The sequence below is a fragment of the Gillisella terrae genome (genome assembly GCF_004801395.1).
In the GTDB taxonomy this organism is placed as follows: domain Bacteria; phylum Pseudomonadota; class Alphaproteobacteria; order Rhizobiales; family Rhizobiaceae; genus Allorhizobium; species Allorhizobium terrae.
Genome location: NZ_SSOA01000005.1, coordinates 102,911 through 125,774, shown reverse-complemented (window position 1 = coordinate 125,774; position 22,864 = coordinate 102,911). Strand labels below are relative to the sequence as shown.

Sequence of the window (22,864 nt, the reverse complement as noted above, 5' to 3'; positions counted from 1 at the left end):
ATGATGACTCTTGATCTTGCCGGTATTGGCATTGGCCCGTTCAATCTCGGCCTCGCGGCGCTTTCTGCGTCGCACCCGCAATTGGCGACGGTTTTTCTGGAAAGAAAGCCGGAATTTCGCTGGCATGAAGGGCTCATTCTGCCCGGAACCACGTTGCAAGTCCCGTTCATGGCCGACCTCGTGACCATGGCGGACCCGACGCATCGTTTGAGTTTTCTGAATTATCTGGCTGCCCACAATCGGCTTTATAAATTCTATTTCTATGAGAATTTCATGATTCCGCGTGAGGAATACGACCACTATTGCCGGTGGGCATCAAAAGAGCTGGCATCCTGCCGCTTTGGCGAAAACGTTGTGGGTGTTGCCTATGATCGCGGCAGCGAGCGCTTTGTCATCGAAACATCGGGTGCCTCTTCTGGCAAACAGCAATACCAAAGCCGCAACATCGCCATCGGAGTCGGCACGTCCCCGCACCTGCCCCACTGGGCCAAAATCAAGACAAGCGCCCCGGTGTTCCATTCCAGCGAATTTGGCAAACGGCGCACAGAACTGGCAAAAGCGCGGCAGGTCACGGTGGTGGGTTCCGGCCAAAGTGCGGCAGAATGTGTTCTGGCTCTTTTCAACGACCTGACACCGGAAATGGTGGAAGCTGGCGCGTCAATTCAATGGGTGACGCGCTCTGCGGGCTTTTTCCCGATGGAATATTCCAAGCTGGGGCTGGAATATTTCACGCCTGATTACATGCGGCATTTCCACACCATCGCCTCTGAAAAGCGCCGCGACATTGTGGCAGACCAGGGCCTTCTTTATAAAGGCATCAGCTTCTCCACCATTGGCGAGATTTTCGATCTCCTCTATCAGCGCTCCGTTGGTGGCCGCAATCCGGGTCTGAGCCTGTTTTCCAATGCGGGCGTTGAAACACTGGAGCACGTCGGACATGGTGACTCTTTGCGCCTGACGGTGCGCCACAATCATCTCAATGAGACTGCAAGCATTGAGACCGACGCGGTTGTTGCCGCCACGGGCTATCGCCATGCATGGCCACAGTGGATGGAAGCGTTGAAGGGCGATGTGCTGGAGACCAGCCAGAGTGGTGATCTGATCGTTGGTGAGGATTTCCGTGCCAAGCGTTGCGACGGCGGCAAGGGCACGGTTTTTGTCCAGAACGCCGAAACCTTCCACCATGGCGTGGGCGCACCAGATCTCGGCCTTGGTGCCTATCGCAATGCCGTGATCCTCAACCAACTGCTCGGCAAAGACCATTACCGCATTGATGCCCCCACCGCATTTCAAAACTTTGGCCTGCCTGCGGGCAAGGCCGAAACCGTTTCTATCACAGGAGACCTCTATGCCCGTGCATCCTGATCCTATTTTCGTAAAAGCCTTTTCAAAAGACCTATGGCAGCGTGTTTCATCGCGTTTGCTGGCCAAAGTCATCGAAGAATTCGCCTATGAGCGGGTCTTTGAGGTGCAGACGGAAAAGAATGGCCACTACCGGATCGACCTGGGCGATGCAGCCTATCGGTTCCGCGCCAAGCGTTATGTTTTCGACAATCTCTCGGTCGAGGCAGACAGCATTACAAAAACGCAAAACGGCACCAGCATCACCCTTCATGATCCGCTGGCATTTTGTGCCGAAGTGCTGCCGCAGCTTGGTGTCAAGCCCATGACGGTTGCGCATTTCATCAAGGAACTGGGCAACACGCTCAATGCGGATGCGCATATCGCCGCCCGCGCCGTCAAGACCGGCACGGAATTGACCGAGCTGGACGACATCCACATGGAAGGGCAGACAACCGGCCACCCCTGGGTCACGGTGAGCAAGGGACGCATCGGTCTGGGCTATGCCGACTATCTGGCCTATACGCCAGAAAATCAAACACCAACCCAGGTGCTTTGGCTGGCGGTGAGCAAAGAGCGGGCATCGTTTGTCGGAGAGGAAAATCTCTCCAACGAAGGTTTGGTGCGTGACGCAGTTGGCACCGATCGATATGCCGAGTTTCTCGCAACGCTCGCGGACAGCGGCGGATCTTTGGCCAGCCATTGGATGATGCCGGTTCATCCCTGGCAATGGGATCATATGATTATTCCGCATTTTGCCGCAGATATTGCGTCAAGCCACATTGTCTTGCTCGGACAGGGCGATGATCTTTATCTGCCGCAGCAATCGGTGCGCACGCTGTCCAATGTGTCGAGCCCGGCCAAATCCACGCTGAAATTGTGCATGACCATCCTGAATACCGCCGTTTATCGCGGCATTCCGGGCAAGCGCGCCTTGACGGCGGCACCCCTGACAAGCTGGCTTGACCAATTGTTGGAGCGCGACCGTTTTCTCTCTCAAGATTGCGGTCTTGTGCTGTTGGGTGAGCGGGCCGGGATGCATTATGTGCATCCACAATTTTCGACAATTGATGGCGCACCCTACCAGTTTAACGAAATGCTCGGCTGCATGTGGCGTGATAGTTTAAGCGCGCATCTGAAGACCGGCGAAACAGGTCTGCCGCTTGCCGCATTTTTGCATGCGGGCGCAGACGGCAAGCCGGTGGTGCAGGCGCTGGCTGAAAAAGCGGGCCTCTCGGTATCTGACTGGATGGCGCGCTTCTTCGATGTGGTCATTCCGCCGGTGCTGCATCTGCTGGCCAAGCATGGTCTGGCATTTTCCGCCCATGGACAAAATGCAACGCTGATCTTGAAAGATGGACGGCCCGAAAGGCTGGCGCTGCGCGATTTCATCGATGATGTCATTGTTTGCGATCAGGAATTCCCGGAAAGTGCCAGCCTGCCGCCAGAAGTGAGAGCTGTGCTACTGTGCCTTCCTGCTGATTTCCTCATTCATTTCATCCAGACCACTTTGTTTGTCTGCGTGTTCCGCTACATTTCGGTTCTGCTCGATCAGCGTTCCGGCCTGTCGGAAGAGCAATTCTGGACGCTGGCGCGCAACAGTATCGAGCGCTATCAAAACCAGTTTCCTGATATGGCAGAACGCTTTGCGCTGTTTGATCTGTTTGGCGAAGACTATCCGCGCCTTTGCCTCAACCGGGTTCGGTTGTTCACGCATGGCTATGCCGATGATGATGAGCGCCCTGTTCCCGATTTTCAAGGCGTGGTCACCAACCCGCTCACGGCCTTTGAACGTCGCAGCAAGGCGGCTTGAACAGCATTTTGATGTGAAACTGGAAACGGCTACCCTCACAGGGTGGCCGTTTTGCACTCTGAAACGAGGTTTCCGGTATTAAGCGCCGCCATTTGCTGCACGGCGCAGATCGGAGGGCCGCGCGCCATAGCGGGTTCTGAACGTTCTGTTGAAATAGGACAGATCGTTGAAGCCGACATTATAGGCGATCTGGCTGATCGGAACGGTCGCTGCCTCGGACAGGATCATGCCTTGGGCCAGCGCAAGGCGACGTGCCAAAACATAGCTCGAATACGTTGTACTCTCACGATTGAAGAGCTTTTGAATGGCGCGAGGGGTAATTCCTTGGGCTTCAGCCACTTGTGCAATCGAAAATGAGCTATCCGCAAGATTTTCTTCAATAAATGCCTTGATTGAGCTGAGCCTGCTGAGAGAATGGTCCGATGGCTCGGCTTTGCCAAAGTGTTGAACAAGAACGGGTAACAGACCATAAAAATGTTCGACCATCATGCCCGCATCCTGCTGGCTATGATACTCCTGCCGCAGCAGGTATCCTGCATAATTGGTCAGAAGTTGCAACGGCAGGCAATCTGCTTCAAGCGGCCGCATAAGGATGGGTTGAAGCAGACCCTTTGTGGACGCGAAGGCATGGCCCGATAGATGGGCAAAATCCAGCCGCCCGCCTTCAGACAGTGCAACTCTACACGGCGTATCAGAGGCGAGGAAAATCACGTCTCCTTTTTTCAGCTCTGCTTTTCGGCGCCCCTGATCCACAATCATCGCACCATCCATAGCGCGCAAGGCTACAATGCCATCCTCTGAAGCTCCCGTTGCAGTAAGTGTCAACGGCGTCTTTGGCAAATAAAGTGTGGCCAAAGAGAGCGAAACATAGCGCCAGAATAAGCCGGTCACACCGGCAAGATTGCCGCTATCAGCAGCAATTGTGGTCTCGCCGAGCATATCCAGCAAAACGCTCCGGCACATGATTCTGCTTTCAGCATCGGGCAGAGAAACCGCTCCAAATTTATGCGGACGAATAGTCTCCATCGGCAAGACAGCTTTCCTGTTCAAGTTCGCATCAGTCCAAATGAGGTTCGCTACAATCCAAGCGATGCCATTTCATATCCCATAAAATATGAGTTAAACAGTCCTATATTATGGATTTTCAAACGGCCACACGAATTTGTGGGCAATTTTAGACGCTTAGGGGGCATTATGGGGAAATTTTATAGGGATCGCGTTTGGCTTTTTGCCGTCGCCGGAAGCCTCGTTGCGACAACTGCGGCATTCGCGCAAGACGCAAATCAGCAGAATGCGAACCCGGAACAGACCAGCAATCAGACCAAGGAAACTTTGCTTGATGCCGTTGTTGTCACCGGCGGGCGCTCACCCCAGCAAGTCTCTGAAACCGCCCATACTATTTACGTGGTGAAGTCGGAAGACATTCAAGCGCAAGCGAGAGCGGGAAAAAGCCTTCAGGAAATTTTGGGCGAAACCATCCCCAGCTTTGATCCTGCCAGTGCTGGCGCGCGCACATCCTACGGGCAAAACCTGCGTGGACGCAGTGCTCTGGTGTTGATCGATGGCGTGTCGATGAACTCGGCCCGCTCCCTCAGCCGCCAGTTCGATTCCATTGATCCGTTCAATATTGAGCGCGTCGAGGTCCTGTCGGGAGCCACGTCGATTTATGGCGGCAATGCCACGGGCGGTATCATCAACATCATCACCAAAAAGGGTAAGGATGCCAAACCTGGCCTTCATGCCGAGACCACAGTTGGTGTTGGTGGCGGATTTGCAGGGCACAAGGATTTTGACCGCAACGGCGGGGCCGCCGTGACCTACAACGGCGAAAACTGGGATGGGCGCTTCTCCATTTCCGGCAACAAAACCGGTGCCTTTTATGATGGATCAGGCACGATGCTGATCCCTGATATTACCCAGACATCCACCGCCTTCAACGAACGCCTTGATTTGATGGGCTCTTTTGGTGTGCAGATTGACGATAACCGTCGTCTCGAACTGTCAGGCCAATATTTCGACAGCAAGCAGCAATCCGACTATGGTCTTTACTATGGTCGCAATTTCGCCGCGCTCACCAAACCCAGCCTGTTTGAAACGCGCGATGGGTATACATCCGATTTCAATCCGAAGACACAGCGCTCCATGTTCAATGTCACCTATACGGATGACGATGTGCTGGGACAAAAGCTCTTGCTGCAAGGCTCCTACCGCCGCGAGGAGTTGCAGTTCAATCCCTTCCCATCGGGCAGCTATTTTGCTGGCAGTTCCCAGAACACGGATTACTATAGCGTGAAGGCTGCCTTCGTTGCCGAACCAACCGACCGTCTCAAAATCACCTATGGTCTTGATGCCGATAAGGATTCATTCTCATCGCACCAGAATGTGTTCGACATGGCCCTTGCCGCACGCACAGGTGGCTTGAACTTCCAAACGCTTGGAATAACCGGATTATATCCAAAAATCGACGTTTCAACCGTGGCCGGTTTTGCTGAAGCCGCGTATGAGGCCACCGACAGACTGACACTCAACGGCGGTGTCCGCTATCAGTTTGTAAACACTGAAGTGTCTGATTTTGTTGGCGCGGCCCAACAGGTTGCAATCCTGCAAGGGACGGCAAAATCGGCACAGGCCATACCGGGCGGCGAGGCCAATTATGACTCCGCCCTGTTCAATGCAGGCGCGGTCTATGAACTGACACCGGTCCAGCAAGTCTACGCGAATTTCAGCCAGGGCTTTGAACTGCCCGATCCTGCAAAATATTACGGTGTTGGCACCTATAAGCTGGCCAATGGTCAATACGCGCTGCTCAACAGCGTCAACGTCAACGATTCGGCGCTTCAGGCCATCAAAACAAACTCGTTTGAGGTTGGTTATCGTCTGGATGACGGCACCTACAACCTCGAAACAGCCGCCTATTATTCGACGTCTGACCGCTCAATCAGCCTCAACCGTACAACGCTTGCCATTGATGTGCTCAATCAGGATCGCCGCGTTTATGGCATGGAAGGCAAAGCGGGCGTGAAGCTCGACAATGGCTTTGATGTGGGTGTTTTGGGCCAATGGGTCAAAACCGAGGTGAAAGGCCCCAATGGCTGGCAGAATGGCTCGATTGCGACCGCAAGCGTTTCCAAGGCCGGTGGCTATGTGGGCTGGGCCGATGATGCTCTCAGCCTGAAGTTTTCAGGTCAGCACATCTTTGGCCTGTCTGATGCCGATGGCTTCAACATTGATGGCTATACTGTGTTTGACCTCACCGGTGCCTACACGTTCAAAAGCACAGAAACGACCGTCAATTTCGGCATTCAAAACCTCTTTGATGCTGATTATACGACGATCTGGGGCTCCCGTGCCCAGGCGCTCTATGGTGCGCTGGCCGACAAATCCGTGTTTGACTACAAGGGGCGTGGCCGGACGTTCGGCATCTCTGTTACGAAAGTGTTTTGATCCAATCGTCGCTTTCAAGCGCGCGGCGGAGGTGCGTGAATACCATGAACATATCACATCTGGCCAGCGCATCTCTGTTTCGGGCCTTTACGTCGCAGGCTGCGGGTTCGCTGATTGTCCAGCATCATGCAGCAACCCTTGTCGTTTCAAACAAAGAGGGCGGTCAAACCGCCCTCTCCCTCTCTGAACGCGATCCGATAACCCTGACGGTCAACGGTTCCGTTCTTGGCAATGATGAAGCCGAGTTACGAACGGCCTGTGCTGCACTGGAATATCTGTTTTCCACCCGACCCGATATTGCCGCCGTCGGCCTGGCTGGTGATGGGTGGGCGCAGATGATCCCGCTCCTGCTTCAGCGGGGGCTTTGCCTGCCCGATCCAGCGACACCGTCACAGTTTCTGGTGATGGCAGACATGTTCTGGCAGGTTCCCGATTTCTGGAAAGTGACCGTTCTGCCCGCCTATCCGCGGCATGATCGCTTTGATGGCAAGACATTTCATCCTGTAAGGCCGCCCAAGCCCACGGGCAGGCTTTATAGCCGTTATATTCCCTGGCTTGGCGGTGTTATATCCTTTGACGCGGCAACCCATGATGATGTGCCCCACCTGCATCGGTGGATGAACAATCCGCGCATCAACGAGTTCTGGCATGAAGCGGGTGATCAGTCGCGTCACAGTGCCTATTTGGAAACCATGCTGAATGATCCGCATATGTTGCCGCTGATCGGCCGGTTTAATGATCAGGCTTTTTCCTATTTTGAAGTATATTGGGCCAAAGAAGACCTCATCGGCAGCTATTGCAATGCCGGAGATTATGATCGTGGCTGCCACGTGATCATCGGCGAGGAGGAATATCGCGGCAAGGCCTGGTTTACCGCATGGCTGCCGTCTTTGTTGCATTACATGTTTTTGGATGACGCTCGCACGCAACGGATCGTTCAGGAACCGCAAGCGAACCATTATCGGCAATTGAAAAATCTGCACCGGTCCGGCTTCTCTCATATTGCAACGGTCGATTTTCCGGGCAAGCGGGCTGCAATCTTGTCAATTAGCCGCCAGCATTTCTTTTCCAGCCGGTTGTGGCATCCACAACCCGTCACGTCCTGAGGTTTTTCATGTCCCCACCCATCGCAGATCATGTTGAGGCATTGGCCCAGCCTGTGAACGAGGCAGATCTGAATACATTGAAAGCAAGGGTGGAAATTCCCGACCCGCAACACTGTCTGCGTGCCTTGGCCGACCATCTGCGAGAGGACGGTTTGAATGTTGAGGAAAGCGAGAACGGCTTTCAAGTAACGACACCGGCTGTTTGCGGCTCGATGTATCGCGAGGGCAATTGCATCATGGTTGACGCCCGCATTGCGGATGTCGAACAGCTCTATTTCATCAAGTTTTGGCTGCAAGCCCATTTTCATGAAATCGCAGGCTCTGCATCGGTAAAAATTGACTGGAGCGAAAACTGTCGCGGCCTGACAGTTCCGCCCGGCTTTTCAATTCTGACCGTTACCGACACGTGTTCTATCACGCCAAGAGTTCGACGTATCACCTTCAGCACCACCGACATTGCCCGCTTTCAAAAGCCGGATGCAGTTCACCTGAGGATCATGGTGAATTTCAAAGACTTCTTGAACCAAAGCAAGGCGCAAGGCGTTGATGATGATTTCGTGCCGATTTGGCGGCGCTACACGGTGCGCGCCATTGATGTCTCATCAAACAGCATCACGATTGATTTCTTTTTGCACGATACTGATGGCCCCGGGGCCAATTGGGCCAAATCCGCTCAAGTCGGCGACAGGGTGGGCATTTCCAGCCTGAGCGGCGGCGGCTTCAAACCAGCCGACTGGTACCTGATGGCAGGAGACGAAACATCGCTTCCCGCTATCGGCCGCGTGGTGGAAACATTGCCCGCTCATGTTGAGGCCACAGCCATTGTTGTGGTGGCCAATGCTGATGAGATCCAGCACTTCGAAAGCCCCGCCAATGTGCGTATTGAGTGGATTTATCGCGATTCCTGTGGGGATATTTCATCAGCCATGCTGACGGCGCTGCGGCGCATTGACTACCCCGGTGACGGGAGAAAGAAACTCGTTTGGGCGGGCTGCGACGTGCATACGGCACGGAAAATACGCCATTATCTGCGTGAGTCCCATGCCTTGAGCAAAGACGAAGAAGCGGTTTTTGGATATTGGCATTGACCACGCCCCGCGACCAAATGCTTGCGGCGAAGGGCGTTGTCTTTTACAGCGCCTCTCACCAAATATGCGCCACAGTACACGACGCATAGGTTTTACCGTATAGCTCACCCCCCTCTGCCCTGCCGGACATCTCCCCCACAAGGAGGGAGATCGACAAAAGCAGCCCTATTGCTCAACAGCATATGTCCTATGTGTCGGATGTGTCGGAAATCACGGGTTCATTGTTAAAAACAAGCGGGAGCGCCTATCCGATCTCCCTCCTTGTGGGGGAGATGGCTGGCAAGCCAGAGGGGGGTAAACGGCACATGAAGGCGTTTGTGTCGTGTACTATGAATACGCGCACAAAGGACGTTGTAACCGTTTTAATCCGCTGCATAATTTCCTCCTTAAATCCACTCCGAATTTAAAGAATTATGCGGTAGCTCTTTGTTTTTTTCGCATGGACGTTGTCGTTTTATTGAGGACAACAAAACACGACATGCTTTACAGCATCGCGATCGCCCGGCACCACCCTGCTGATCCGCCCTTGATTTTGACCGGCAGGCAGGACACGGTGAAGCCGGAGGCTGGCAGCTCATCCAGCCGTGTCAACTTTTCCATATGCATGAAAATGCCGTCACGCCCCGCTTTATGGCCTTCCCATATGAGACCTGCATCCCGGGTTTCTGCAAAGCGTTTTGCCGTGACTGGGAATGGTGCATCCCATGACCATGCGTCTGTGCCAGCGATGTGGATTCCCTGCGCCATGAGCCAAAGTGTCGCCTCGCGGCCGATGCCGCAGCCGCGACCAAGGTAGTCGGGCCGCCCATAGGCCGCCCCGGCCGCCGTGTTGATCAACACGATGTCGTAGGGTTCCAGAGTGCGACCTGTGGCTTTCACGGCAGCCTCAATGTCCGCGGCAGTCGCCACATAGCCATCGGGGAGTTCGCGCAGATCAAGCTTGATCCCCGGTCGGATACACCAGTCCAGCGGCACCTCGTCGATCGTCCAGGCACGCTCGCCATTGTTCATGGTCGAGGCAAAGTGCCAGGGGGCGTCCAGATGGGTGCCTGCATGGGCTGTGAGGTGCAACTGCTCTACGGCCCAACCTTCACCGCCCGGCACGTCAGTGATATCGAGGCCGGGGAAAAAGCGGAGTACTTCTTCCGAGCCCTCTGCATGGTTTGTGTAGGTGATCCTTGGACCGAGCCCCGGTGGGTCGGCGGGAATGTCATTCTCAATGGCAACCGAAAGGTCGATGATCTTCATGGGTCAGTCTCCTGAGAGTGCGGCTTTGGCCAGTGTGTCGAGATCGGCATCAGCGCGAAAGCCGATGGAGAGGGCGGGCGTGGCATCCAGCGGCGGCATGGTACCGAATATGCGTTGCAGATTGCCGTCATTGCCCCAGCGCATAAGGGCCTGCTTCCCGGTGATGCGCTCCACCGCGCTACAGACCGCGTTCAGATTGGCATGTAGAACCGGCGGCTGGACGACAGTTGGAATGGGTTCTGCGAGGTTGGCGGCATGCAGCAGGATTGAGACAGCGGCTTTTCTCGACATCCACCAGCAGGTGCTGGCGGCGGGAATGGGGCAATCATAGACATCGCCGGCTGCGATGCGGTGGAAAATGTGGCTCATGAAGGCCGAGCCATGCCCGCTGTCGTTGATTGGTCGGGCGACAATGCCGGGAAATCGCAGGCTGATGGCCGAGAGCGCCCCGCGCCGTGTCATGTCGCAGAGGTATGTCTCCATCATCAGCTTATGAGCGCCATAGGTGAGAAGCGGCATAGGCTTTGTTTCCGCCGTCACCGTGTCTCCATTCAGGTTGCCGTATACTGCGATTGATGAGGCAAAGACGAAGCGGGCACCTGGACACGTTGCGGCGGCTGCGCGGGCCAGAGCCAAAGGGGCCAACAGATTGGCCTGATGGCCGAGATCCTGTTCCCGTTCGGCCAGACCGCCCGGAACACTTGCCAGATGGAAGACAAGATCGAAACCCGGTGCCATCAGCTGTTCGAGAAAGGCCTGATCGCCGAGATCACCGGCGATCGTTTCCAGGCCGGACGGAGCCTGTCCCGCAAAGACCAGGTCTGTCAGCACCAATCGCCGCGCTGTCGGGTATGCTTCAGCAAGCACAGCCGCAAGTCCCCGTCCCAGAAAACCGTCGGCACCCGTGACCAGAATACGCATCACGCCCGCACCACGCTTTGATCAACCACCCCAAAGGGCGCAAAGCCATCGGGCAGACGCGCCTCCATCCGCACGCGGTCGCCCCACGTCAGAAAGGGGGTGCGTGCAGCCCCTTGGTCCAGAAGCTCGATCACGCGAATTTCCGAAATGCAGGAAGAGCCTGCCGCCCGATCCGCATTGGAAACAGTGCCCGAGCCGATGATCGTGCCAGCCGTCAGCCGTCGGGTGCGAGCGCAATGAGCGATCAGGTCGCCGAAGGAGAAATGCATTTCGTCACCACGGGCACGTCCGACCTCACGACCGTTGATGTCGACATGCAGGGAGAGCTTGACGCGTCCACCTTCCCAGTGTGAGCCGAGTTCATCCGGCGTGATTGCGACGGGCGCAAAGGCGGTGGAGGGTTTGGCTTGCAGGAAGCCGAAGCCAGCGCGCATTTCGCGCGGACCAAGGGCGCGCAGCGACCAGTCGTTGATCTGCACCAGCAGGCGGATATGCGCTTTGGCCTGCTCAGCGGTGGTTCCCATCGGCACATCCGAGAGAATGATGCCGAACTCACCCTCCATGTCGATTAACAGCCCGTCATCGGAAAATTCGACATCGGCAAGCGGGCCACGAAAGTCGTCACTGGCACCTTGATAGATCAACGGGATTGTCTCAAATTCCGGATTGGGTGGATTGTCGAAGGCCTTGTCCATCAGCCGCCCGTGATTGAGAAATGCCGATGCATCCAGCCATTGCGGCGCGCGTGGCAAGGGTGCCAGGCAACGCTGCGGCTCGAAACGGGTCGCAAACGATTCTTCGCCTGCGTTCAGTCGATCATAGAGGCTGGCGAGCGGCTGAGAAACACGATCCCAGTCTTCAATGGCTGAGAGCAGCGTGTTTGCAATGCCGGTTGCTGGTATTGCCAGCGTCAGATCACGAGAGACGACCCACAATTGGCCGTCGCGGCTTCCGTCATGGTAGGTTGCGAACTTCATGGGATCCTTCCTTGGTTTCATTCGAGGCCAGCCAGGCCTTTGGGACATTGCACCTCATTGCTTGGCGAGGCTGGCAGCGAGTGCGGGATCGTAAGTGCCTGAGACAAGCACGAAGAGCATTCGGCACATCTTGCCCGATCGGTTCGCCCAGGCATGGTTGGTACCACGCTGGATCACCACCGAGCCGGGTTTCAGCAGAGCCTCGCCCTCGTCCAGCACCAGAGTCATTTCGCCCTCGATGACAATGCCGTAATCGATCGACTCCGTCCGGTGCATCAGCGGATGCGGTGAGCTTTCCTTGACCGTCGAAGCGGCCTTGTCACCGATTTGCTCGAACGCCTCGCCCATCTGTTTGGCCCCCGATTTCAGAAAATCCTCGGTGTCTGGCGGAATATCGACAAAGCGAATGCGGGTGCCGCCCCGCGGCGGTGGCAGCACAAGCGGGCCGAGCGTTGGGTCATCGTCATTGGCGACGCGCGCCGGGCTTTCAGCCGTAGACCAGACCTCATGGAATACGGTGCCCGGAATAGCGGCGACTTCCACGACGGTTGGCAATTCTCCAACCTCTGTGAGGATAGAGCGCCCGTCCTTGCTGTGTCCGGTAACAATACGGGTAATGGGAGGAAAGTTTGTCATGCGCTTTTCGCCTTGGTGAAGAAGCCGATGGAAATGATGCTGACCACGACAGCCGCGACGCCCAGCGCCGAATAGCCGAGGTTTTGCCCGAGCGCTCCGCCGACAATCGGCCCGAGTGCGGCGCCGACCATCAGCATGGCCGGTGTGCCGGCAACCGCGCGCCCGGTCGGGTCGAGTTTGGCCAGTCGCCCGAAGGCGAACGTATGGGTGAATATCTGGATGGAGACGAAAACTGCAGCGGCAGGTGCCCAGAGGGTAAAGACTGTCGCCGATGTGACGATGACCGCAAGAACCGCCTGAACCGCAGGTCCGATCTGGGTGATCAATGTGGCTGAAACACGGGTCTGAAGGAATGCCGCCGAGGGTGAAGGCAGAATGAAATTGACGAAGCCCAGTGCGATAAGAACGGCCAGAACATGATCGGATGAGAAGCCGCGCGTCTTGCCGATGACTTCCACGAAGGAAAACACCATCGACTGATTGAACGTCATGATACTGATGCCGAAGATCGTGAGCCAGGTTGCGCGGCTGAAGGGGCCGCTTTGATGCTCGACAGTTTTCACAGGATTGCGGAACAGAAGCGCGGAACTGATGGTGGCAACGGTCATGATGGCGGCGAACACCCGAAACAGGGACGGGCCGCCGTAGATGATCAGCAATTGCGGAATAGCGCCAAGCAGAATGATGGCCAAAAGGCCAAGCGCAATACCGGCCATCGCGAACAGGCGATGCGGGTTTTCGGCATGTCCCATTGTCCCATGGACCATGGAGAGCGCAACGCCAATGGAGAGACCCGCGATGAGGTGGAGGATGGCGAGCGGTACGAAGTCGGCCTGTGTCGAGGCAAGCAGGAAAGCCGCTGCCGCCACGCCAAAGCCGAAAGTTGCCGCCAGTCTCTGGTTCATTCTGTCAAAGCGTGGGGCGACCAAAGCGCTCGCACAGACCGCGCCGACAAGAAACAGGGTTGCCAACCCGCCCGCCTGCTGCGGGGTAAAACCGTAACGCTCGACCAGCGCGCCGACCCAGACGGGAAGCGCGATGAGATCCAACATCCCGGAGAAGTGGCCGATAACCAGGGCGGTTACCCCGGCCACTCCGAATTTTTGTCCTGACATTCCTGCTCCTCCAGCAAATTGCACGGCGGCAATCGGTGCGCGGTCTCCCGAACCGCAGCACCGCCGCATTTTTTTCAGATGGCTTCCGCCAGCGTTTTCATGGAAGCCTTCATGATCGCGGCATGCGCGTCGCGGCTGCCACCATTGATCTCGATATCGGCCAGTTGCCCGGAATTCTCGACCACCATCCGGCAGCGCTCCCAGCGCCGTGCTTCGAATGCGGCAAGGGCGGCACCCACGTCGCCGGTCTGGCCAAGTTCTTCGGCCAGAACCATGGCATCCTCTATGCCGATGCAGGCACCGGCTGCCAGATGCGGTGTGGTGGCATGCACGGCATCGCCGATCAGCACCACGCGACCCTTGAACCAGGGGCGTGGCAACAGCATCTGCTCAAGCGGGCGGTAGATGATGTGATGTTCGGCAGACAGTTCCGACGCGATCTTGCGGATGATTGGCGAGGAAAAGCGCTCAAGCAGGCTGCGCAAGTTTTCAACCAACGCTTCCGGCGCGACGAAATCGTTGGTGGGGCGGTCTTCGGTCAGAAACAGGTAGGCCTGATCCTTGTTGACGCCGTTCAGGCCGACCTTGAGATTAGGGCCCATCCACATGTTGACGGTATCAATGCTTTCGGGTCTTGGCAGCACGGCCCGCCAGACCGATTGGCCAATGAAGCGCGGTTTGGGAGCCTCGGGAAAGATATTACGACGCACCGCAGAATAGAGGCCATCCGCACCGACAACCAGATCGTAGGTATCCGAACTTCCGTCACCAAAGGTAACATGCACGCCATCGTCGCCCTGTACGATCTCGGTAAAGGTGAGCCCCAGGCGAACCTTCGTTGTGGACGCCCGCACGGCTTCGGAAAGAATCTTGGCCAGTGCCGGGCGCATGATGCCGCCCCCACCGGGGATGTCTGCTCCCGCCACGCGCGGGGTTGGCAGCGTGACAAGCACCGAGTCGTCCGGCCCGCGCAAATTCACGCCGTCGCTGACGAAGCCCTCTTCGAGAAACCGGTCGATCAGGCCGAGATCCCGCAGCACCCGAAGCGTTGATCCGTGCAGGCTGATGCCCGCGCCATAGGAGCGCCACCCGGCGTCGATCTCGACGAGATCGACTTCGAAGCCCTGCCGGGACAGTTGCAGCGCTGCGGTCATGCCAGCGAAACCGCCGCCGATGACAAGCACTTTCATATCAGAATTCATTTGATTTCCTCCTCTGCAGGCATGGCGACGAAAATCTCCTCCTCGTCGCTCAAGGCAATGTCTACGGCTGTCAGCCTTTGGCCTAGGCAAGGCCCAAGAACGCATTCGCCGGTCTCGATTTCGAAAAGCGCGCCATGCGAATGGCACGTCAGATGGGTCTTTTCACCATTCAGGTAGGCGTCGGTCTTCCAGGCCATCGGCGTGCCGGTGGAATAGTGCGGGCAGGCATCAAGCCAAGCATACAAAACCCCGTGCTGCCTGGTCAGGATGATCTTGCGGCGCATTCCATCAAAGGGGCCAAAGCCTTTTGCCTCGGCCTCGCCGATCTCATCGGACCGGCACAGATAGTTGAGCTTGCGCGTGCTGCTCTGCATCGCTCAGCGCTTCGCGCCGGGTGGCGGGCCTCCCGTCGGTGCCCATTTCTCGCGCATTTCGAACAAGACGATCTGGGAGTTTTCGGCATTCATCTGTGCTTCGCGCGCGATCCAGGTGTCGTCATGCTTGTCCATGTCGGCATCATATTCGAAGTGACAGCCGAGTGGACTGTTGAAGTACCAAAACCAGTTCGACCCGAATTTGTGGCGGCCAGGCCCCCAGAAACTCTGATAGCCCTTCTTTACGAAGCGCGTTCCCGCCACCATCAACTCGGTTGGGCCGCCCATATGGAAGGCGAGATGCTCGCAGCCCTTCATATATTCCGGCGTGCGGATGAAGAAGAGCGTGTGGTGGTCGTCATTCGCCTTCGGTCGCAGGAAAGGGCCTGCGCCGGTCAGGGTGTCGGTGATCACGAAACCAAGGCGGTCGCAGTAGAACCGGGTGGCAATTTCAATGTCGGGCACGAACAGCACGACATGGCTGAGCGTGCGCGGCAGCGCTGGCATTTCTTCCCAGACGCCGATTTCGTTCGGCTTGCGTTGCGCGGGCGCACCCGGCGCATTGATCTTTTCTGCTGGCATGATCAATTCGCGGCGGATTGTGACCTGAAACCTCAACTCGAAGCCATGGTCATCCTTCAGCTCAATCGAACCGTCAGCCAGCCGCGTCACCCGACGATCCTTGGAAAGCTCCGTTTCGATCGCGTCGAGATCCTCGCTCGAGCGCACACCATAGACCTGCTGGCGTAGCATGTTCGCCGTTGGCAAAGGTGCTGGCAGCGAGGGATCTGATTTGTGACGGATGATGATGCCTGTGCCGTCCAGCGTCTCAAACAGGCCGCCGTCCGCGGTCACGTCCGTCGGCTTCAGGCCGAAGGCTGTCAGGTATTCACAACAGGCGGCGACATCGTCGACACCAAAAACGAGATAATCAGGCCCGATGATGTTCATGGGACATTCCTTTCCATTAAAAGGTCTTGATCAGCCTGCGTGGAGAACGTGCTCATTGGCGACCACCAGGCAATAGCGTTTGTCGGAGGCAAGGCCCGCTTGGGCAGCATTGCGGCATGCTGTCGCGAAGGCGAGCGCCGTCGCCTCGTCCGGCAGCCAGAATTCATCGATCGCTTCAACCGGTCCCGGATAGAGTGGCAGGTTCCGACAGTGGCCGATGCTGCCGTGGCCAATACCGGCGAAGATTTTGGCATCCGGAGCCTTATTGAACCAGAACAGGAACAGTTTTACCGCTTTTGCGCGCATCTCCGGTGGCAGGATGACGTTTTCGGTGACAGGAAGGCCGAGGACGGAGGTTTCATCCACCATCCTGGCTTCGTCGGGCTGCAAATGCTCGAGATAGAAGGGCGTTTCGCGCGAGGATTTTGCCGCTGCCATGTCCGGAAACCAGACCTCGGTGACAAAATCCAGGCCGTATGCCAAGCCCTTGGGGCATTCGTCACCGCCAAAATAAATGCCGTCGAAAGCATGATTTTGGACGTAGCGGCGCGGTGCCTGAGACGGCTCGCGGGCAATGTAATCAAGCACCAGCCTGCCGTGATGGTCCTTCATATGGGTTCGATGTTCGTGAAGTGTCTGACCGAGACGCCGGCGGCCACAGATCAAGGTCTTGATCATCATTTCACCTGCTCCGCGACGATGCGTCCACCAAGGGTTTCAGCCACCCAGTCGGCGATGTATGCGCCCGCATTTGCCGAGTTATCGAAGCTCGAGTGCTGCACGCCGCCGGTGCGTTCATCAAAGATCTTCAGTTCACGCTTCGGGCTGTTGACCAGTTGATCAAAGGTGGTGTGCGCCCATTGAAGCGGGATCTGGCTGTCTTTCTCGCCATGTGTCACGAGGAAGGGCACGCGGATACGATCGAGGATTCCGTTGAGGTGGACGTTTTCGGCAATCTGCATGAACTCGTCCATATCCTTGGCTCCCCAGACCCACATGACGTGGCTCCAGTAGTGCGGGACCGGAAAATTACCCTCGCGGGCAAGGCGCTTCTTCTGCACGTCGCGCCAGTCGTGGTTGGCTCCCCAGACAACGCCGCAGGCAAACCGCGGTTCAAAGGCGACGGCGCGTGGACAGTAGTAGCCGCCAAGCGACACCCCTTCCATGCCAATGCGCTTGGGATCGACATCTGCGCGACCCTCCAGCCAGTCAACGACGCGGCTGGCCCAGTGCTCGCTATCGAAACGGGCGGTAAGCCCCTGCAGGCGAAGCGCCTCACCGGTGCCTGGCTGGTCCACGATCAACGACGCCACGCCGCGCTTGGCAAGCCAGGCAGGCAGACCAACCAGGAATTTCATCTCCTTGGTGCTGTCGAGGCCGTTGACCTGAACCAGCAGCGGTGCAGGGCCCTCGACGCCTTCCGCAGGCACGTAGAGCGCCGAAAGATGCGTGCCCTCATAGGGGATTTCCACCCGACGGCAGGAAGAGCCGGACAGCGTCAAACCCTTCTCGAAAGAGGCGAGAAACTGCTGGTAGAGGCTGACGCGCCCTTCTGAGCCATGCGCCAGCAGACGTTCGGCGGTGATCATGTAGTTGGCGGCGCGCAGCAGCTTGTCGCCAGCCGAAATCAACCTGCCCCTGGCTTCGTCCTCGTCGGCAAGGGAAACCAGCTTGTCCGCCATATGAATCCAGGTTTCGCGAAACGCCTGGGTGCCGGCAGCATCTGGTGCCTTGGCCGCATCCTGCAACGGGGCGCACATTTCCTCGATCTCTCCCATTCGGGCACCCATTTCGATCGATAGATTAACCGAGAGGTTCCAGACATAGTTGGTCGGAAAATACTTGAACATTGGGTCTCCTCGAGGTTGCCGATCGCGGCGTCAATTTCAAAAGGAGGAGATCGACCAAAGGCGCGGCCCGATAGGCCACGTGACGTCATTTCCTCCCGAGGAAAGATTTAACGAAAATCAAACTGTTTACAAAATTGCTTTGATGAATGATTTATATTTACGTCATAAATACCTGGGAGGAGACTTATGCGCTTCAAGAACCTTGATCTGAACCTGCTGGCGGCGCTTGATACGCTGATCCGTGTTCGCAATGTCAGCCGTGCTGCCGATGAAATGTTCATCACACAGTCCGCGATGAGCAATGCGCTTGGGCGACTGCGGGACTATTTTGACGATCCGCTTCTCATCCAGGTTGGCCGATCCATGGAACTGTCGCCCTTGGCCGCGTCCCTTGAACAGGCTGTGCGCGATATCATCGTCCGAATCGAGGCTGCCGTTGTTTCAACCCCGTCATTCTCTCCTGAGGCTTCAAGCCGGAGCTTCAGTTTCATCGTGTCCGACTATACCGTCCTCACCATCATGCCGCCTTTTCTCCAGCGGCTGGAAAAATTGGCTCCCGCCATCCAGATTGAGCTCAAGCCACAGCAGAACCATCCGCATCTGTTGCTGGAACGCGGTGAGGCTGACTTGCTGATTGCGCCTGAAGTGTTCTGTTCCACCAATCATCCGATGGAACCGCTGCTGGAAGACCGGCTTTGTTGCGTCGTCGATGCGGATGGGCCTTTCTCTGCCGGTGTCATTTCGCAGGCCGACTTTCTCTCCGCTGGCCATATCGTCATGCAGCCACCAAATGGCGGCGAAAGCTTCGCCCAACGCGCCTTTCATCATCTTGGTATCAAGATCAAGATCGAGGTCACGACCTATTTCTTCACCTCGCTTCCGCTGCTTGTTCGCGGCAGTCGAAGGATCGGTTTGGTGCAAAAGAGTTTGGCGCAGGTGCTGTCGAAAATTGATGGCATCAAGATCGTGGAACTGCCCTTTGCATTGCCCGCCCTGCGGCAATCGCTTCAGTGGCACAGTTATCGCACACGCGATCCGGCCCTCTCGTGGATTCGTGAGCAGATCCATGAGACGGTCCGCGAGCTCGCTGACGGTGGTGCTGCGCAAAGCCCGGATTCCGCGACCTGACAAATACTCTCCCCCTCAAGTATTTATTCTGCGAATAGCTCCTATTGCCAATGACCATTTTACATTTGTCAAGCGGCGGCTTAGTTCGGACCAAGGACTGTATCGGGTTTCTCAGGAAGATCTCGATCTGCCGGCGGTGAGGTGGCCGCCAAGGGGGAATAACAACAGACAATCTGGATGACCAGGCCCGCTTCCTGCGAGGATGAGGTCCCGTGCGCGTTTGCGAGCGGGAGCCTGCTGGTGCGGGTATCCTGGTCGTTGTTCATGTGAGGAGGATGGAGAATGAAATTCAGGACGTTCGGACTTGTCGCGATGCTCGCGACGACAGCGCTCTGTCAGGCGCAGGCGGCCGAAAACGGCAACACGCAGTATTCACCGGGAGCAGCGCAATTTTTTGCTGCGGGCATTCCTCCCTACCCGGGTCTCTACTTCCTTTCCCAGACAAACTATTTCTCTGCCGACAGGACCAATGATTCGAACGGCAACAGGGTGCCAGTTGATTTCAACGTCAAGGCATGGGCGGAAACCATGCGTTTTCTCTATGTCAGTGACATCGAAATCGGCGGCGCGCAGCTTTGGGGGCAGGTCGTCGTTCCGCTCGTGCATCTGGACCTGTCTGTGCCGTTCGGTAAAGATAGCGCCTTTGGACTTGCCGATATGACCACAACCTTAGGCTTGGCCTGGCATCCTGATAGATACAATTCTTTCGTCGTGGGTGTGGACCTGGCAATGCCAACCGGCAGGTATAACCCCTCCGACATCGCCAATATCGGCAACAACCACTGGTCGGTGCAGCCAACCGTCGGCTATCACTATTCGGACCCCCAAGGTCTGGAACTCGCAACGACGGCGCGTTTGATCTTCAACACGGAAAACCACGATACCGACTACACGAACGGTACGGAATTTGTGCTGGATTATGCCGTCGGCTGGAACCTGGACAAGTGGCGCATTGGTGCTGTGGGATACTATCTTCAGCAGATCGCCGATGACCGTGGTCCAGGGGTTGCGGCCGATGGGCATCGCGGCCGAGGATTTGCCCTTGGTCCATCGCTTACCTATTCCTTCAATCCGGGCTTGCAGGTCAGCGCGTCCTGGCAGCATGACATCGTGGCAGAAAACCGCCCGCAAGGCGATTCTGTCTGGGTCAATTTCGCCACAAAATTCTGAGAGGCCGGGCGCTTGATGATTTCAATCATCGAGCGCCCGATGTTTTTCAGTTGCCGCTTCATCACATCGTTACCACGCACGGTAAGCACGACCGCTCCTGCTGCATAATTCCTTGAATCCCAGTCGATTTAAGGAAGTATGCAGGCTCATGACCGGCAATCCCGGTTTCAGAAAGCTGATCGCTGGTCCCAGGGCAAAAATGCGAGAGCGATTTCCATCAATCATCTCCATTGGCGGCAAAGCGTTCCGAACCCGAAACAGGCCGCCAGAAGACGGCCCTCTCGCAAGATCATTCCGTTATTTGCCGTGGTGAGATGGTATGACTGGGAACAACAGATGGGAATCATACCCTTCCCCGGTGCGAATCCGGTGCCTGCCGCGATTGCGCGTCGGCAAATCCAGAATGGCTCCCGGCAATGTTCCGTGCGCAGGCGGCCCCACCGGATACCCCGCAAGTTCAACAACCAGACGTTCTCCGGCATGGACGACCATAGATGTTGGCCACAGAGACAGCTCTATCGGCACGCATTTGCCAGGCGTGAGTAATTCTTCACGCGCATGGGTGATGAAAGGTTCGGACGAGGTTGACCGCTCGGGATCGATAGCGCGTTGGGACACGCGCAAGCGGCCGAGCGGGCCGGTGTAGCTGAGCGTTCCAGGCAGCTTTCCATCATTTTCCAGCGACTTCACAAAGCCTCGCGCCGGTGGGCTGACAAGCGTAATGTGATGCAGACGCCGTCCGTCAGCCGATTCCTTGTAGAGGGCCGCAAAGATATCCATATCGTCGGCATCCGCTGCCTCGACCCACAGGTGAAGTTTGAGATAGCCGGTGATCTCGACCTCCTCCTCAAACACCTTGGTGAACTTGACGCATTGTGTCAGATCATCACCTGCGTATTCGGCGACAGATTGTGAGGCACTGGGCGTTTCCGTCAGGCTATAAGACTGTGCATCCAGATAGAGCTTGCGCCATTCCTGACGTTCCAGCGGCCAGGACGTCTCGGGCCGACCAACCAGATCTTCGCCACCCGGATCGAGAACCGACAGCCGCACCTTGGGTGTTTCCTCCCAATCATTATGGGCATTCTTGAGGTATCGGTCGAAAAACTTCCGAAGGTCGGCAATATTATCGGCATCAGCCAGATCAAGCCATTCTTGCGTGTTGTGAACACGCAGCCACTTGTGTTCAGAGGACATTTCGCGGAAAGCCTCCAGCGTTCCACGGGGATGGATCGCACTTGTAAAGCTTGCCACAACATAGGCGGGCACGGTGATCGCCTTGATGTCGGGGCGCTTATCCTCCCAATAGGCATTGTAGAGAGGGTAGCGCTGCGCCATTTTTGTCAGCGCTTCTCGATTGTTGCGGCCGAAGATGAAGGCGGCAATGTCTCTGTCATGGAATTTTGTATCCAGAATGCCACCGCGCATGACAACGTCACGATAACTGTCATTCAGACCTTCCCAAGGGGCAATTGCAGCAAGATGGGGCGGTTGAAGTGCCGCTGCTGCCCACTGGATCATGCCAAGCTGGGAATTGCCCGCCATGCCGACCTTGCCATTGGACCATTCCCGCTGTCCAAGCCACTCAATCACATCATAGACATTGCGGCCCGAGGCCGTGCCCATGAACACTTCGTCACCGCCGGAATTGGATGTACCCGCAGCATCAACAACGGCCACCGCATAACCTGCATCACACCATATGGCCGGATCCGGAGCCTCGAACGATTGCAACCCTGACAGAGTGCTCTGAGGCACACCAAACCGGGTTGCGTTGAAATTGAGATTCCACCAGCCGCCGCGCTTGCAATAAGGGGTGTAAGAGAGAATGATCGGCAGATCTCTCTGATGGGCCGGGCGGAAAATATCGCCATATAAAAGGGTGCCGTCGCGCAGAGGAATTGCAACATCCTGTTCAAACACGATGTCACACGCCAGCGGCAGCGCGCCTTCAACGTGGACATATCCTGTTTTCAGCTCGACTGTTTTGGTGTCGATATCAGGAATCGGTGGCTCGGACGCAGACATCGGGGTCGTGGGGTCAAAGATGACCTCAAGTCCGAGCGCATCAATAAATTTTTCCATAGCGAAGTTCCTCCATGCGATCAAAATGAGGAACAGAGAAAATATTACAGCGCCTCTCGCGATATACGGCGACAAAGGAGGCTGTAACACTTAAAATCAGCTGCATAATTTCCAAGCGGCAACGCGCACGACTGCGCCACAGAACGTGTTGGTTACTCTTGCCGATTAGTTACTCTGGCCGATTGGTTACTCTGGCCGATTGGTCTCTCTTCCCGGGCGCAAATGTGGCATGGACTTCGGCATTTACGAAATCGATTGTTTTTATAGCAGACATCCAAGATCTGGATGGATTGTGACACCCCATCATCTGGGTATCGGGGCGAGATGATATGAAGAGCGCGCGATCGAGCCGATCTGCACCGGATGAGGCCGATTACAGCGCCGTGCGTTTTAAAAACCGACAAATAAAGCTCTA

Annotated in this window: 19 protein-coding genes; 7 read left to right on the top strand and 12 right to left on the bottom strand. The window is 56.5% G+C overall.

Going from position 1 to position 22,864, the window contains the following annotated elements:
* Together basC and E6C51_RS12020 are read left to right on the top strand one after the other, a co-directional pair.
* The gene (basC, locus tag E6C51_RS12025) at positions 1 to 1,365 is read left to right on the top strand and encodes a putative histamine N-monooxygenase (RefSeq protein ID WP_190236125.1); all 1,365 of its coding nucleotides are present in this window, start codon (positions 1 to 3) and stop codon (positions 1,363 to 1,365) included.
* The gene (locus tag E6C51_RS12020) at positions 1,349 to 3,154 is read left to right on the top strand and encodes an IucA/IucC family protein (protein ID WP_190236124.1); all 1,806 of its coding nucleotides are present in this window, start codon (positions 1,349 to 1,351) and stop codon (positions 3,152 to 3,154) included. Before basC ends, E6C51_RS12020 begins: the two co-directional genes overlap by 17 nt.
* Positions 3,155 to 3,232: 78 nt before the next feature.
* On the opposite strand, the gene rhrA is transcribed toward E6C51_RS12020, so the two are convergent.
* Positions 3,233 to 4,180 (bottom strand): rhizobactin biosynthesis transcriptional regulator RhrA, encoded by a 948-nt coding sequence (gene rhrA / locus E6C51_RS12015; protein WP_146935779.1) that lies wholly within the window; start codon positions 4,178 to 4,180, stop codon positions 3,233 to 3,235.
* A gap of 168 nt (positions 4,181 to 4,348) precedes the next feature.
* Here rhrA and E6C51_RS12010 point away from each other — a divergent pair, with 168 nt between their 5' ends.
* The 3 genes from E6C51_RS12010 to E6C51_RS12000 are packed head-to-tail and all read left to right on the top strand — an operon-like array spanning position 4,349 to position 8,792.
* Positions 4,349 to 6,598: a TonB-dependent receptor gene (locus E6C51_RS12010; RefSeq protein WP_190236123.1), complete on the top strand. Its 2,250-nt coding sequence runs from the start codon at positions 4,349 to 4,351 to the stop codon at positions 6,596 to 6,598.
* A 44-nt stretch (positions 6,599 to 6,642) separates the two neighbouring features.
* Positions 6,643 to 7,704, top strand: coding sequence for a GNAT family N-acetyltransferase (locus E6C51_RS12005; RefSeq protein WP_190236122.1), 1,062 nt, complete (start codon positions 6,643 to 6,645; stop codon positions 7,702 to 7,704).
* 8 nt (positions 7,705 to 7,712) lie between these two features.
* The gene (locus E6C51_RS12000) at positions 7,713 to 8,792 is read left to right on the top strand and encodes a siderophore-interacting protein (protein ID WP_190236121.1); all 1,080 of its coding nucleotides are present in this window, start codon (positions 7,713 to 7,715) and stop codon (positions 8,790 to 8,792) included.
* A 483-nt stretch (positions 8,793 to 9,275) separates the two neighbouring features.
* Here the strand turns inward: E6C51_RS12000 and E6C51_RS11995 are convergent, their stop codons facing one another.
* The 10 genes from E6C51_RS11995 to E6C51_RS11950 all read right to left on the bottom strand — a co-directional run bounded on the left by E6C51_RS11995 (position 9,276) and on the right by E6C51_RS11950 (position 18,066).
* A complete protein-coding gene (locus E6C51_RS11995; protein ID WP_190236120.1) occupies positions 9,276 to 10,040 on the bottom strand; it encodes a cyclase family protein in 765 nt (254 codons plus the stop codon).
* Positions 10,041 to 10,043: 3 nt separating this feature from the next.
* Complete coding sequence (locus tag E6C51_RS11990; protein ID WP_190236119.1) at positions 10,044 to 10,961, bottom strand: NAD-dependent epimerase/dehydratase family protein; 918 nt, start codon at positions 10,959 to 10,961, stop codon at positions 10,044 to 10,046.
* On the bottom strand, positions 10,961 to 11,938 hold the full coding sequence (locus E6C51_RS11985) for a fumarylacetoacetate hydrolase family protein (RefSeq protein WP_190236118.1): 978 nt from the start codon (positions 11,936 to 11,938) through the stop codon (positions 10,961 to 10,963). Before E6C51_RS11985 ends, E6C51_RS11990 begins: the two co-directional genes overlap by 1 nt.
* A gap of 54 nt (positions 11,939 to 11,992) precedes the next feature.
* Entirely contained in the window at positions 11,993 to 12,574 is a 582-nt protein-coding gene (locus E6C51_RS11980) for a cupin domain-containing protein (protein WP_190236117.1), read from the bottom strand.
* A complete protein-coding gene (locus E6C51_RS11975; protein ID WP_190236116.1) occupies positions 12,571 to 13,689 on the bottom strand; it encodes an MFS transporter in 1,119 nt (372 codons plus the stop codon). The genes E6C51_RS11980 and E6C51_RS11975 overlap by 4 nt, the downstream gene beginning before the upstream one ends.
* A 74-nt stretch (positions 13,690 to 13,763) precedes the next feature.
* The gene (locus E6C51_RS11970) at positions 13,764 to 14,891 is read right to left on the bottom strand and encodes an FAD-dependent oxidoreductase (protein ID WP_190236115.1); all 1,128 of its coding nucleotides are present in this window, start codon (positions 14,889 to 14,891) and stop codon (positions 13,764 to 13,766) included.
* The gene (locus E6C51_RS11965) at positions 14,888 to 15,265 is read right to left on the bottom strand and encodes a Rieske (2Fe-2S) protein (protein WP_190236114.1); all 378 of its coding nucleotides are present in this window, start codon (positions 15,263 to 15,265) and stop codon (positions 14,888 to 14,890) included. The genes E6C51_RS11970 and E6C51_RS11965 overlap by 4 nt, the downstream gene beginning before the upstream one ends.
* Before the next feature lie 3 nt (positions 15,266 to 15,268).
* The gene (locus E6C51_RS11960) at positions 15,269 to 16,216 is read right to left on the bottom strand and encodes a VOC family protein (protein WP_190236113.1); all 948 of its coding nucleotides are present in this window, start codon (positions 16,214 to 16,216) and stop codon (positions 15,269 to 15,271) included.
* Positions 16,217 to 16,246: 30 nt separating this feature from the next.
* A complete protein-coding gene (locus E6C51_RS11955) occupies positions 16,247 to 16,897 on the bottom strand; it encodes an EthD domain-containing protein (RefSeq protein ID WP_190236112.1) in 651 nt (216 codons plus the stop codon).
* A complete protein-coding gene (locus E6C51_RS11950) occupies positions 16,894 to 18,066 on the bottom strand; it encodes an alpha/beta hydrolase family protein (RefSeq protein WP_190236111.1) in 1,173 nt (390 codons plus the stop codon). Before E6C51_RS11950 ends, E6C51_RS11955 begins: the two co-directional genes overlap by 4 nt.
* 186 nt (positions 18,067 to 18,252) lie before the next feature.
* Between E6C51_RS11950 and E6C51_RS11945 the strand changes: the two genes are divergently transcribed.
* Positions 18,253 to 19,194: a LysR family transcriptional regulator gene (locus tag E6C51_RS11945; RefSeq protein ID WP_190236110.1), complete on the top strand. Its 942-nt coding sequence runs from the start codon at positions 18,253 to 18,255 to the stop codon at positions 19,192 to 19,194.
* Positions 19,195 to 19,476: 282 nt separating this feature from the next.
* The gene (locus E6C51_RS11940) at positions 19,477 to 20,364 is read left to right on the top strand and encodes a SphA family protein (RefSeq protein WP_190236109.1); all 888 of its coding nucleotides are present in this window, start codon (positions 19,477 to 19,479) and stop codon (positions 20,362 to 20,364) included.
* A 297-nt stretch (positions 20,365 to 20,661) separates the two neighbouring features.
* Here the strand turns inward: E6C51_RS11940 and E6C51_RS11935 are convergent, their stop codons facing one another.
* Positions 20,662 to 22,449: a CocE/NonD family hydrolase gene (locus E6C51_RS11935; protein WP_190236108.1), complete on the bottom strand. Its 1,788-nt coding sequence runs from the start codon at positions 22,447 to 22,449 to the stop codon at positions 20,662 to 20,664.
* Positions 22,450 to 22,864: the final 415 nt, after the last annotated feature.

Coding starts and splice junctions, on each gene's coding strand:
- basC (WP_190236125.1), top strand. CDS start 1: ATGATGACTCTTGATCTTGCCGGTATTGGCATTGGCCCGTTCAATCTC.
- E6C51_RS12020 (WP_190236124.1), top strand. CDS start 1,349: ATGCCCGTGCATCCTGATCCTATTTTCGTAAAAGCCTTTTCAAAAGAC.
- rhrA (WP_146935779.1), bottom strand. CDS start 4,180: ATGGAGACTATTCGTCCGCATAAATTTGGAGCGGTTTCTCTGCCCGAT.
- E6C51_RS12010 (WP_190236123.1), top strand. CDS start 4,349: ATGGGGAAATTTTATAGGGATCGCGTTTGGCTTTTTGCCGTCGCCGGA.
- E6C51_RS12005 (WP_190236122.1), top strand. CDS start 6,643: ATGAACATATCACATCTGGCCAGCGCATCTCTGTTTCGGGCCTTTACG.
- E6C51_RS12000 (WP_190236121.1), top strand. CDS start 7,713: ATGTCCCCACCCATCGCAGATCATGTTGAGGCATTGGCCCAGCCTGTG.
- E6C51_RS11995 (WP_190236120.1), bottom strand. CDS start 10,040: ATGAAGATCATCGACCTTTCGGTTGCCATTGAGAATGACATTCCCGCC.
- E6C51_RS11990 (WP_190236119.1), bottom strand. CDS start 10,961: ATGCGTATTCTGGTCACGGGTGCCGACGGTTTTCTGGGACGGGGACTT.
- E6C51_RS11985 (WP_190236118.1), bottom strand. CDS start 11,938: ATGAAGTTCGCAACCTACCATGACGGAAGCCGCGACGGCCAATTGTGG.
- E6C51_RS11980 (WP_190236117.1), bottom strand. CDS start 12,574: ATGACAAACTTTCCTCCCATTACCCGTATTGTTACCGGACACAGCAAG.
- E6C51_RS11975 (WP_190236116.1), bottom strand. CDS start 13,689: ATGTCAGGACAAAAATTCGGAGTGGCCGGGGTAACCGCCCTGGTTATC.
- E6C51_RS11970 (WP_190236115.1), bottom strand. CDS start 14,891: ATGAATTCTGATATGAAAGTGCTTGTCATCGGCGGCGGTTTCGCTGGC.
- E6C51_RS11965 (WP_190236114.1), bottom strand. CDS start 15,265: ATGCAGAGCAGCACGCGCAAGCTCAACTATCTGTGCCGGTCCGATGAG.
- E6C51_RS11960 (WP_190236113.1), bottom strand. CDS start 16,216: ATGAACATCATCGGGCCTGATTATCTCGTTTTTGGTGTCGACGATGTC.
- E6C51_RS11955 (WP_190236112.1), bottom strand. CDS start 16,897: ATGATGATCAAGACCTTGATCTGTGGCCGCCGGCGTCTCGGTCAGACA.
- E6C51_RS11950 (WP_190236111.1), bottom strand. CDS start 18,066: ATGTTCAAGTATTTTCCGACCAACTATGTCTGGAACCTCTCGGTTAAT.
- E6C51_RS11945 (WP_190236110.1), top strand. CDS start 18,253: ATGCGCTTCAAGAACCTTGATCTGAACCTGCTGGCGGCGCTTGATACG.
- E6C51_RS11940 (WP_190236109.1), top strand. CDS start 19,477: ATGAAATTCAGGACGTTCGGACTTGTCGCGATGCTCGCGACGACAGCG.
- E6C51_RS11935 (WP_190236108.1), bottom strand. CDS start 22,449: ATGGAAAAATTTATTGATGCGCTCGGACTTGAGGTCATCTTTGACCCC.